Source organism: Methanolobus chelungpuianus (assembly GCF_024500045.1).
Classification (GTDB): Archaea; Halobacteriota; Methanosarcinia; order Methanosarcinales; family Methanosarcinaceae; genus Methanolobus; species Methanolobus chelungpuianus.
In genome coordinates this window covers 304,416-316,710 of sequence record NZ_JTEO01000006.1, presented here as the reverse complement: position 1 = coordinate 316,710, position 12,295 = coordinate 304,416, and the positions used below count along the sequence as shown (strand labels likewise).

10 protein-coding genes are annotated in these 12,295 nt (G+C 35.2%); 2 read left to right on the top strand and 8 right to left on the bottom strand.

Features of this window, described 5'->3' with window-relative positions:
* Positions 1-50 precede the first annotated feature (50 nt).
* From PV02_RS11865 to PV02_RS11845, 5 genes are all read right to left on the bottom strand, one after another.
* Positions 51-737, bottom strand: a complete 687-nt coding sequence (locus tag PV02_RS11865; RefSeq protein WP_256623624.1) for a DUF7662 domain-containing protein — start codon at positions 735-737, stop codon at positions 51-53.
* A 41-nt stretch (positions 738-778) separates the two neighbouring features.
* The gene (locus tag PV02_RS11860) at positions 779-1,609 is read right to left on the bottom strand and encodes a DUF429 domain-containing protein (RefSeq protein ID WP_256623623.1); all 831 of its coding nucleotides are present in this window, start codon (positions 1,607-1,609) and stop codon (positions 779-781) included.
* 44 nt (positions 1,610-1,653) lie between these two features.
* Complete coding sequence (gene mcrC, locus PV02_RS11855; protein WP_256623622.1) at positions 1,654-2,688, bottom strand: 5-methylcytosine-specific restriction endonuclease system specificity protein McrC; 1,035 nt, start codon at positions 2,686-2,688, stop codon at positions 1,654-1,656.
* Between the two features lie 4 nt (positions 2,689-2,692).
* A complete protein-coding gene (locus tag PV02_RS11850; RefSeq protein WP_256623621.1) occupies positions 2,693-5,254 on the bottom strand; it encodes an AAA family ATPase in 2,562 nt (853 codons plus the stop codon).
* A gap of 361 nt (positions 5,255-5,615) precedes the next feature.
* Entirely contained in the window at positions 5,616-6,374 is a 759-nt protein-coding gene (locus PV02_RS11845) for a uracil-DNA glycosylase family protein (protein ID WP_256623620.1), read from the bottom strand.
* Positions 6,375-6,475: 101 nt separating this feature from the next.
* On the opposite strand from PV02_RS11845, the gene PV02_RS11840 reads away from it, so the two are divergent.
* On the top strand, positions 6,476-7,147 hold the full coding sequence (locus PV02_RS11840) for a hypothetical protein (protein ID WP_256623619.1): 672 nt from the start codon (positions 6,476-6,478) through the stop codon (positions 7,145-7,147).
* Positions 7,148-7,236: 89 nt separating this feature from the next.
* Complete coding sequence (locus PV02_RS11835; protein WP_256623618.1) at positions 7,237-7,737, top strand: hypothetical protein; 501 nt, start codon at positions 7,237-7,239, stop codon at positions 7,735-7,737.
* Between the two features lie 155 nt (positions 7,738-7,892).
* Here the strand turns inward: PV02_RS11835 and PV02_RS11830 are convergent, their stop codons facing one another.
* The 3 genes from PV02_RS11830 to PV02_RS11820 are packed head-to-tail and all read right to left on the bottom strand — an operon-like array spanning position 7,893 to position 12,295.
* Positions 7,893-9,557 (bottom strand): carbamoyltransferase C-terminal domain-containing protein, encoded by a 1,665-nt coding sequence (locus PV02_RS11830; RefSeq protein WP_256623617.1) that lies wholly within the window; start codon positions 9,555-9,557, stop codon positions 7,893-7,895.
* Between the two features lie 15 nt (positions 9,558-9,572).
* Positions 9,573-10,958, bottom strand: a complete 1,386-nt coding sequence (locus PV02_RS11825; protein ID WP_256623616.1) for a tyrosine-protein phosphatase — start codon at positions 10,956-10,958, stop codon at positions 9,573-9,575.
* 20 nt (positions 10,959-10,978) lie between these two features.
* Positions 10,979-12,295: a WG repeat-containing protein gene (locus PV02_RS11820; RefSeq protein ID WP_256623615.1), complete on the bottom strand. Its 1,317-nt coding sequence runs from the start codon at positions 12,293-12,295 to the stop codon at positions 10,979-10,981.

Sequence of the window (12,295 nt, the reverse complement as noted above, 5' to 3'; positions counted from 1 at the left end):
ACTAATAATCTCTTGAATTATTTAAAGATGGTCTTTTTATTTGGAGGGCTTCAAAAATAATCTTTGTTTGCAGGTGTATTCAGGCGTTCAATCTTATCCTCACCAATCTCATAGAAAAAGAAGTCAACTCCATCCACAAGCTCACCATACCTCTTCAGCCATTCTTGTGGAACACGCTTATCGTTGCCAAATATCAGGAACTTGTGCTTGGCTCCTGTTTTCTCTAAAAGCCATACGTGTTCTGCGATGATCGCGAACTTTGCTGGTGGCAAGGACTCTCCACGCACCATTGTATAATATTTGGCATCTCCCACAATCTCATAGTTGTCAGATGTCATATCGAAGATTTTAAGAACAGTCGGATGCTTGCCAGCATATAAGGGTGTTGAATAGTATTTTGACATGAAGGTGCGGGCTTTTTCTTCAAATTCTGAAGCATTATCTGCTGTTCCAGATGATGTATTAACTTCATTTGATTGTGTTTTTTCAAGATGCTCTCTTCGAGCTAAAACAACTACTTGGTTACTTAAATCAACCTCTGTTCGCCATCCCATGGCTAACCAACCATCTACTGCATGTGTATGTGAATCGCCATTATTTGCCCACCATGCTTGATATTCCCTTGCTGATTTAGGGAGAGAGAAGCCCAGAATGCTCTCGACATCTGTGAATCTTAAAGTCAACTTGTTTGAACTGTTGCTTTTTAGATAGTCGCCTAACTTGCTGTACTTACCCATATCTAAAACCTCTTTATGTAGACGGTATTTAACTTTGAGAGTTACCTTAGTATTTCTTGAAGCATATTTTTGTGCGAAGTGCACACTTTCTTTTTCAAAGTAATTTCAACTTCAGGTAGACTTTTTATTAAGACATAACCCTTAGGAGGTTCAAAATTGGTATTTTCAAAAGGATTACTTCCAATCTTCGTCTCGATTTCAGTTTTAATCTTTATTCCTAGTTCATTGTCTTTGAGTAGATTAATACTACTTAGAACACCTGTCAATGCACAGATTGAAGCATCTATTTCATCATCATTAAGTGAAATTTGTTTATTTGATACAAAACCTAAACCTTGAGCAATTGCTGCTAGTTTTATGTCTCCTTTCCATTCATTATCTTCAAAAGAGATTATCGAGTTTTTATAATTTGAATTATTAAGTCCTATTTGCTTCAAGGAAGCGGCAGGATATGTCTCAAATATTCTGGTTCCACATTGGTTTCCAATATCGTCATTAATAATGGAATTTATGTTAGAGAATCTAACAACTGTTGCTCCAATACGATCTGCAAAAGGAGGCAAGGCATTAAAAGCATAATCTACAGGTCTCTTTGAAAGTTGCCACGAATACACAGCATTCTTTATGAAAGGTAAATTTTGCAAATCAATAGGGACATCAACAAACAAAAACGAATTTCTACAACAAGCTTTGAAGATATCCACTTCTTGTCCTATGATTTCTGAAATTGGCATACTTGCACAATGTTTCTTTGAAAAGACATGGTTTTGATATACAGTGATTTCTATTGAATCTTCATCTAAATCTGCACGGGCAAATCCAGATTTTCCTGTAGAATATCCAGCCAAATCCAATCCAAAAGAAGTTTTCATAAAAAACAGAAGTGTATTTTATGTATAAATTTATTTGTTTTTTCTCATGTTAATATTTGCAGCAAATCCTTTCTGATATCATACCACTCTTGATTAAGGTTTAGTGACATTACCCGAACTTTATGATTTTTAAATTTATAACAGTAATCAAAACCTTTTTCAACAGCAGGGTATAATAAGATTCCTTCACAGCTGTGGGTTTTGGCGTCCATTTCTGATTCCTGATTTATTAAATAAGAAAATAATTGGTATAGATTGTTGGAATTTATTTTATCCTTGTCAAATCTTGCCTTAAAGGCTTCTTTGTAGAATTTAGTATCGATTATTATTTTCCTTGTGGGCGATTGCAGAGAAATATCAGTGGACATGATAGGCAACATCGACATAGACATTTCATTGTTAGCTTCAAACTTCCAATTTATATCTTCTCTTCCCACTTTAAATTCTGACTGCTCAATTTTATAGAAGTTTCTAACAAATGCCTCAAATAATCTTGCCATTGCTTTTTCTTCACGTAAGAAATCCTTGAACTTGTATTGTCCTGAAGATTCATCAATAAAGAGATTTTCATTGATTATTTGGCATACTTTTAATGGGAAATCATAATTGTAATTATTCCTGTGTAACCTAATTTGTTTAAAATTAGATTGTCGAACAGAAATTTCAGAAATAGGGGGGAGTTTTATTAAGATTCGGTGTAGTTCATCTCTTAACTCAGAATTAAGGCCATTCGTCCTAATAAGTTTGAAAATTGTTGTTTTCAAAATTTGATTATGTAAAATATCATAATCAAATTCATCGTAAAGGCAAGCAGTTCTATTTGAAAGAAGAAGATTCCTTTTTACAGAAGCAGTAAGGTCTAGTTTTCCCTTAATTCCATTAACAACGTATTCATGTTCAACATAATAGCGATCCAAACCTTGTTTTAACAATCTGGAGGTACTATTTGCTAATATTTTTGCAAATAGATCAACAAACTCAGTAATACTAATAGCTCTGACATCTACAATATCGCTTTCATCAAGCTTGTTCCAAGCATAGCACAAAAGATAGTATATATTTTGAATTGGAATTGACATGGATTTACTCAGATAATAGCAGTTTTACTTCAGTTTGAGATTTTTCTATGTCATCAAACCAATACTCCTCTAAAAGAGGTGCAATTTCATATTTTACAATATCCTCAAACCATTCTTTTTCAGGTTTACTTTTCTTGTTTGCACAGAAAAAGCTATGACCGATCTGGAAACCTTTACCAAGGTTCTTATCTGACTCTATTTTGTCGTTCAATGAACTGATTTTGGCGATTATACCATGTATAAAATCATTTGAAAAACCCTGTGAACTTAATAGTTCAACAAATTTTCCATTGAACTTTGGTTTTAATGGGATGAACCTGAACCTTCTTCTCAAAGCATAATCGACTATAGCCAATGAACGATCAGCAGTGTTCATCGTACCAATCAAATAGAGATTTGCCGGAACAGAGAAGGGAGAATCATCTTTTTCAGAATAAGTAAGATGCACTTTGTATTTTCCCCGTTTATCAGTTTCTATCAACATCATCAGCTCTCCAAAAATTTTGCTGAGATTGCCTCTGTTGATCTCGTCAATTATGAAAAAGTATTTATTTTCAGGATCTGATTCCGCGTTTCTGCAGAAATTATAAAAAATGCCGCTTTTCACCTTAAATGATTCATCAGATGGCCTAATGCCCTGGATAAAATCTTCATATGAATAAGATTGATGGAACTGGACCATTTCTATCTTTGTATCGTCGTTCTTCTTCATCATTTCATAAGCTATTTTTTTCGCAACAAACGTTTTTCCTACGCCTGGAGGACCTTGTAATACAACGTTCTTTTTGGCTTCGAGAGAATCTATTATATCGATTAGCTCAGATTCCTCAATAAAGGGTTTATCTTTATCTGAAAAAAAGGAGTATTCTTTGATGTTCAGCTCTGCTTTTTCCTTTTCATCAATTATATTCCGTTCGTCAATAAGATCTCTTATTATTTCGAACTCTTCAGAAGTCAATTTGAATAAACTGCCCTGATTGTTGACGAATACTTCACAGTTTTCTAAACCTTTAGTTTCTTTCAGGTCATCCCATGTAATAGTGCTCTTAATCAGCTCCTTTATTTCAAAACTAATGGTCTCTCCTTCAGAATCATCATAGTGTAATTCTTCTGTGATTTCAAATATTCCTTTTATTTGTTTAACAGGAGTACTTTCGTAGCCAATTACCAGATCTCCGGGCTTTACTTTTTCAAAATACTTGTATACGCGTCTTTTATTTCCTTTAGCATTATGGGATGTGTATGACTGAATATCGCCTAACTCAAAACTGTCAACTCTCCATATCTTTGGATTTGCATTCAACCACCAATAGTTTTGTGCTCCAGAATCATTTGGCAGCACTTTTGCAGGAGGCAAAACAACTTTCTCAGCCTCAAGATTGGAGAATAATCTTTCATACGAACTCTTAGCAGTGATGTATTTTTCTTTAATATATTCCCATTTTAGAGTTGGTGAAAAAGTATCTGGTCTAAAAATAGGCTTTTCAAAGTCAATAAGTTCGTTTATAAGCCACTTTATCTTTCTAACATGCTTAAATTCGGTTCTCTTGCCGTCAAAGATATATTCTCCTTCAATTACACCAATCCCCAAGCACTTACTTCTTCCCTTATTTGCGATAACTACATCGCCAATACTGGCATCTCTAAAATTTTCAATATTCGAAATGTAATTAGAAGTGGAGGAGTTAGTAACATTCAAGACATCAGCAAGTTCTTCGGTTGTATAATTATTGAAGTTATCTAAATTATCCCAACCCATGGCCATTATACCTTCATTGTAAAAATCATCCCAATGATTGCCATTTTCTCCAGGCGCAAATTTCCAATAATCAATAAGTGAATCATTTTTACTTTGAGTAATTTCTCTTGAATTTCGAAGTTTTTCAAGAACCTCTTCTACGTTATTAAACTCATCAACACTATTCGAGGATGGATCATTTATATCCCAACCAGGAACAATGCCAGCTTCCATTGTCAGACTATTTATACGTAAAAACAACTGGTAGGCTTTTCTATGAGATACTCTTTTATTTGGAAATAGAGCAATCCAGCAAAATGAAGCACCATAATTTTGGGCTCCTTCAAATCCTATTATATGAGTTTTGTATTGCTTTAACTCTAAAGTCTTAATTAGATTATTTGCAATTTTCGCAAGAGCACTATCAACTTCTATTTTATCCTTTGGAAGATAAAAGAAGGGGAAGCATACACTGAAATATTTTTTCCAGTTCACAAAGGGTGTCTTCTTTTTCTCAGGATAATTCAACAACCCATCTACTAATTCATCACCATATTTTGAAAAATAAACTTTATCTTTTGCTACTATCTTATCCTTAATCTCTTCGACTAATTTAGGTGTCACTACCTTTTTATCTTTTATATGTTGCAATATTTCAAAGCGCAGGAGATTAACTGGCTGAAAGTATTGAATTTCAAAAATATCGATTAGCTTGCTTATAGTCTCAGCGTCGAGGTTGTTTAATTGTTCAAAAAGAGATTTTTCATTTTCTTCCAGTTTTCTTAGTTTAGTAGCATGTGCTTGGATAAGGTTGATAGATTCTTGCATTCTTACACCTACACTAAAAAGTTGACGAAGTAATTTTAATTATTAATATGACTTATATAAATATTTTATTTTTTGTATATATATATATATTAGTTTAATAAGACAAATACTTTTGGATAAAATATTCACTGCTGATTTCATCAGTTCCTTTGTTATCTATTTCATGGATAACCTGTCGTAGATTGTTTGTATATACGAACCGCCACTATTTCTCTGACCACTGCTACTGCTGGTTGACAGGGGATGAATCCAGAATACTCTTTCTAAAGGTTAGGTTAATAGATTATCTGCACTTTTCTTAAATTGAATCTCAAATTCTGAACATGTGTTAATAAAAACACTCGTAGTCTTAAAATTGTTTTTAAATATCCTTCAAAGATTGGAACACCAGATCATAAGCGTACTTCTCGTTCTCATTCAACTGGTCCCAATTAGCAGCATGTGGAATAACAATCGACCTGTATTCTTTGCTTCCATTTTTAGAACTTATCATCAGTTTGTTTCCGTTGGAATATTGCCATTCCAAGACATCTTTTAGAGGAGGGTAATGCTTTCGATTCTCGGTAAGCAATCGTATTGAACTTGAGAAGAACTTGGTTGAACTTCCACCCATCAGGATGATCAATTCAGGTTTCATGTTATTGACCACACGGTCAAGATATTTGTTGGCACACCTTAAATCAGGGGCCTTGTCCCTGCCCTTGCTTCTACCAGTGGTGTGCACAAAAGGATAACAGTTCGCAGTGTGCACCCAGAAGACCAATTGTTTCCAGTGTTCAAGTGCTTCACTCAAATTCTGATTAGGATATATCTTAGGAAGTAGAAAATCGGTTAGGAACGAGTTATTTTGGGAGCTTAGTTCATTATCTACCCAGGCTTGCTTGGATGGTGCCTGCGAAACGAATAGTACAGGTTGACCTCTCCAATCATCAACCAAGGGACTGCCATTTATCAATTCATCAACGCTGATCTGGCGCTGCTTTCCGTTTATACGACTATTTAATGGAAAGGTGTATCTGTCTGTGTAGCAGGCAAGATCACAGGTTCTGATTTCTTTTATTATATCTTGCATTGCTTCATTTTTAAGAGAATCTTTAGTGTACTTAGTGTCACCTTTCATATTATCCTTCTCACAACAGATATTCTCACTTAACTAAAGTTATTCATTCAATTTAAATATAATTGCTAATTATATAGAATAAAGCAATTATAGGTGAATTTATGGATTATTTTTGTTCCAAATGCAAAGAAGTGATTACTCCAAGAGAATATGATTATTCAATGAATAATTACAATTGTGCCTTATGCCGAAAACACCAAAAGGATTTCATAGCTTCCAACAGTCAAATTAAAAAACCCGATGATGATTCAAGCAATACAAAAGATTTTGAAAGAAATTCTCAGAATGGTTTATCAAAAAGAGAACATTACTACAAAGAAAGCATGATTAAAGGCAGGATTGCTGAAACTTTAGTTGAAGAACTCTTTTTATCTCTTGATTATTCTGTTTTCAGGTATGGCATGGAAAACACAGTTCCAGGAATAATGAAGCTTTTAAAAGGAGTAAGAAGTGATGTGGCAACTAATATAAGGCGCATGCCAGATTTTGTAATTCAAAAAAACGACAAAGTCTTTTTTATTGAAGTCAAATTCAGAAAAAGTGAAGAGTTTAAGTTCGAGGAGCTACCTGAAGATTATCCATATGAAAATTGTTATTTCGTTATCGTGTCAAAAAAGCACATAAAATGCATTTCATATGAAGAACTTAAAAATGGCAAAGAGATTACTCCAACATGCCATAATTATCTAGGTAATAGAGAGGAATTCGAATTAGATAAAGATGTTATAATTGATTTTTGTAATTTTGCGGTGAAGTTTTTCGATTCAGTATAAGATTGAGATTAAACAAAAAAGATTAATCCTTAAGATGAGGTGCCAATCAGTCGAAAATACCAACATTTAATTTTGAGATAGGTGACAATGTGGAAAAACCATGTAGTATTTGTGGAGTCTCTTTTTCAGAAGAATTACCTAAATCTGGTGATGACATACTTTGTAGAAGATGTAAAGAAATAGTCGATCTTAATAAGAAAAAAAAGAACTTCAATTCTAGAGAAGTGAAAAAAGCATTAAAAAAAGCATCATTCATTGATCCAACTGGAAATCATCACTTTCTTTGCTATTATACAGGAGTTCCTTGCGATGTAGAGACAGGATTTAAGTCTGATAACAGTGGTTTATGGCACGCTTTTGATTTGACTTTTGATCATTTGAATCCATCATATGGCTACGGTATAAAAGGAGAGGAGCTTGCAGTTTGCTTAAATATCGTAAATCAAATTAAGTCAAATATCCCAGCATCGGTTTTTAAAGAATTCCTAATTCTGCTAGCTAAAAAATTTGAGCAGGAAAATTCTTCCAAATACGATCCTGACTTCAAACATCAGTTGTCAGATTTATTGTATGCTCGACATAGCAAATAGTTCATATTATGCATTAGTTAAGTCTATGTAGATTCAATAAAGCAGATGTATCTATTCTTGCAGGGTTGATGAGTAACTCAAATATGTAAGAATTAAAGCAATGGATACAAAAATTCAACCTTCTGAACACAAACTATTACGAACGCAATGTTGCTCTATTCAAACTTATAAAAACGATCACTAACCACAACTCCATCGAGTCCCATTTTTTTTGCAGATGAATAGGCATCTTCATGAAAGTGTACAATTGGGCTTCCATTTACGTTGAAAGAAGTATTGATCAAACCCAAAGTTCCGAATTTCTGGTACATTAATTCTAGCAGACAATAAAGGTTCTTGTTTCCTTCATCACCTGCTTTTATTACCTGCACCCTTACACTCCCATCTACATGAATTACCCCTTTAAGATAGGACCTATATTCTTCCTTCACGATATATTGTCCAAGCATATAGGCTGCTAGATTGCTTTCACAAATGTCCCTGGTGAAAATTTCCTTAGCAACAAAATCTGCTACAATAGGAGCTATAGGTCTATACCATTCACGTTTCTTAATATCCTCACTTACTTTTTTTCGGATTCCAATATCATCAGCTCTTGCAATTATGCTTCGATGACCAAGGGCCCTGGGACCTATCTCACTTGCTCCCATACATATCCCTATGATTTTTCCTTCCTGGAGATGTTCTGCCACTTCTTCAAGATCGATTTCCGACAGTTCTGAATATGAAGGTACGTCAAAATTATTTAAAAACGGTGATTGCTTTTTTATTTCACTATGATCAAGGTATTCCAGATATGCCGCTGCCCCCAATGCTAGACCACAGTCACTTGCAGCTGGAGGTACAAATATTTCCTTGAACAAACCACTACCTTCAATCATTGAATTCGTTATAATATTGAGTGCTGCACCTCCGGAATAGTAAAGGTATTCAACTCCTGTTTTGTTGGACCATTTTTCAATAAAGGTAAATATCTTTTCCTGGAAATCCTTTTGGATACATGCAGCAATATCCATGAAAAATAAATTGTGAATGTCGAATCGTTTAAAATCGGTCTTGAAATGTATGTTTATAATATCAAGCAATTCATCTTCGTTTCCTTGAAAATCTAAAAAGAAAGAGTTTTCCTGAAGCCAGTCCATAATTTCTGGATTTGCTTCTCCATATGAGCTGTATCCCATCAGCTTCCCTGGAATTGATAGATGGTCTTTGAGTTCATGCCCTAGAATAAAGCATACAAGTGGATTTGAATTAAAATTATTCATCACATCTTTTAGTTCATTCCAATTGTAATCCAAGCATTGAATGCATTTACCATCATAGTACCAAACAGAAGAGCTGGAATTATAGGCTCCTCCATCTATATGGACCATCAGACTATTACTCTTCAATTTTCCGATAAAAGGCAGGCATGATGCAACGTGGGCAAATTCATGACACATCACATATGCTTTTACCTTTTTTTCATTCAGGCCATCAAAATAGTATTTGCAATATGCAGGTACAATGATGTCCTCTACATTCATCTTTGAAAGAGGTTCAATTCTCAGATTGCCATCGGAAGAAATAAAAGAATTACCCAAAAATGAATTCACAGATACTATTCTGATATCTTCACTAATATCAGCATATTTTTCAATGATTGATGTTATGCTTAGAGATAATTTGTTATCATGTTTAATTCCTGTGTACCTTTCCAGTTGAACCGCACTTACAACTTCTCCATTCTTCATAATCACAATGGAATGGTCATGTGCATAAGTAGGTCTTTCTTCGTAGTAGGTAGTGTCAGTGATTCCGTATATGCCAATCGTAAGCATTTTATCCTCTGTAGTTTAGCATTCATTTCCGAGCCATTGCCTTACAGCCATGACATGTTCCTGAGGCACTCCGATTTGTTGCAGTATGCTATGAACCCCGCCAAGTTCTTCTATTCTTCCAAACAGATTATCTGCATCCTTTACTTTCAAATCCATTCCTGTTGCTAGAAAATCCTTTTTTGCTAATTCCTCAGGAACCCCTGCAATAAGTTCTGCAAGAGCAATCAACACACCAGTTCTATCTTTACCGGAATGGCAGTGCACGAGAGTTGGGACTTTCTTCGCAAGAAATGCAAAGAATTGCTTAATCACATCCGTGTTGTTCAGTAGGTCTGCATGTAAAGAACTTGTCAATGGTCCAAAAACGAAAGGAGCGCTTAATTTTGTATTCATACCTAAATGCTGGACATCAAGCAGTTCATAGGTATATTTTGTATAGGGATACCGGGAAATTTCATGCTCAAGACGAAGATCTACAATCCTTTCAATTCCCAGCTGCTTGATCAATAACTCATACTCCCTTCTTGATTCAAACCTGGAAAGTGTGGATGATCGATATAGTTTTCCTTTCTGTAAGATATCAGGAGCTACCCAAGCTACATCCCTTAAATTCCACACCATATCCCTGTTTAGGACACTTCTTATGAATGTGAATATTTCTCGTGGATTTCTTGGAAGTTCGGGATATTTTGCGTAAAGATGACCATAGGTCAGTAAGAATTCTGCGGTCATATGCTCCAATTTGGGAGGGATGTCTGATAGTTTCAATGTAGAAGCAAGTCTTTCTGTGGATCTTTGCCGATCAGTACTCATGTCTTCCAGGAATCTTCTTGGTGTGTATAAAAATGAATCATTCCCTTTTTCTAGTTGCACAAGGCGAGCATATCTTGTAAATGCCAGGTTATAACTAAAGTAAAATCTGAAGACGTCGCCTTGGTTAGCATATCTTGATGCGGTTTCAAAAGCATCCAAAAACTTCTCTACTTCTACATTTACAAGAGAGAAAAGGTCAATTTTTCCTTTAATTGTTTCATCTTTCCATTCCCTGAAAGTATTGATCAAAAATCCTTTTTTATCTATCAGGACTGCTTTATCAGGATTGTCTATTAGTGAACCTTGATACATCACTTTGATATCTGAAATTTCCTGAATTGCATTCAAATCAACCCTCAGGAATTCACTTCCAAGAAAGATTATCCATTTTTTAGTATCGGGTTTAATAACAAATTCATTAAATGGAAAGAGAAAATCCATAGCCTCACTCAGAATCTTTTCAGGCATTGCTTTGGGGACAAAAAGAACAAGATCAATATCAGCTTTTGGTCCGGCATCCCCTCTTGCATGGGAACCCAAGATTGCAAGACCTTCAATATCATCATTATTCCTGGCGAATTCTTTCATATGATTGATTACATCGTGAGTTAACATTTCAGTTCACCATCCACAAATCCCACCAATTCATCATAGATGCTTTCAATTGACTTTGTACCATCATTTTCAAATATAGCTGCCTGTATCTCTTTTTTTGCAGTCCATATTTCTGACCATGTCATTTCAATTCCTTTGTAGATGGAATCTGCAGATTCATGGAGGTCGCCCCATGGGAAAGGTGTCGGAACCTTATTGGTTCGATCTAAAATCCTCATGGTACTAATCTTCGGAGGAGTGTCAAGCCAGATCAAAATAACAGGCATTCCTGAATTCAAAAGTGCTTCACGCACGGCGTAAGTATGAGGTCCTGCACCTGAGAATTCAAGAACAGATCCTTCAGGCCTTTCACATGTTTCAATGAAACTTTCCCATGCTTTATATTCTCCTGTAACAGTTCCGTCTCCAAATAATTGCCTGAAACCATCTATACTAACAAAAGACAATCCCACGTGTTCAGCCATCATTTTTGCAATAGTGGTCTTGCCAGCACCAAGAGTTCCAATGATTAATATCTTTGGACCACTAAGTTTTGATTTTGATGATTCGGAAGGAAGCTCCATGATTTCTGAACCATTCTCATCAATGATAACAAATTTACCATTGCTGTCTTTGCATAGAGACTGACCATTATAAAAGGGTTCAACTGATTGGAATCGTCTTTGATATACAGGCTTACCTGAATAATCAACGTGACACCACCCTTTTTCGTCCCGTGCTCTGGCAAATCCTTTGTGATAGACATCAAGTTCAAGATAGTACTCTCCATGAATGGTCTTCCCATCTTCATCAATATGAGTACAAAGGCCATTAGCCAGCTTAACTGCAGCTGAACCTTCCCTAAAATCTCCTGCGTAACAATATCTTTCGGGATAAGCATCATCGCCATCTACAGTTATGTGGTGATATATGAGATCATTTTCTCTAACGGTACAACGTCCATATTGAAAATTCCCACACCAAGCAAATTTTCTCTCATATGCAGGATTACCGTTTTCATCGATATGGTACCAATCATTATCCATTTTTACACTAGCTCTGCCTTCATAAAAACCGAATGCTCTTGTGAACTTCCTACCAAAGACCGTTTCTCCATTAGGGTTTATGTAAAACCATTCCTCTGCTTTTCTAACAGGAGCAAATCCGGGAGGATGGAATGCAAGTACTTCGTCAAATCTAGCATCGTACAGAGAACTTTTTGCTAAAACATGATGCGTACGGTCGATAGATATGCGTGAATTTTTCCATGATTCAACAGTATTGGGTTTACAAGAATCTTTCAAACTTGACCGTGAATTCGATTTTTGCAC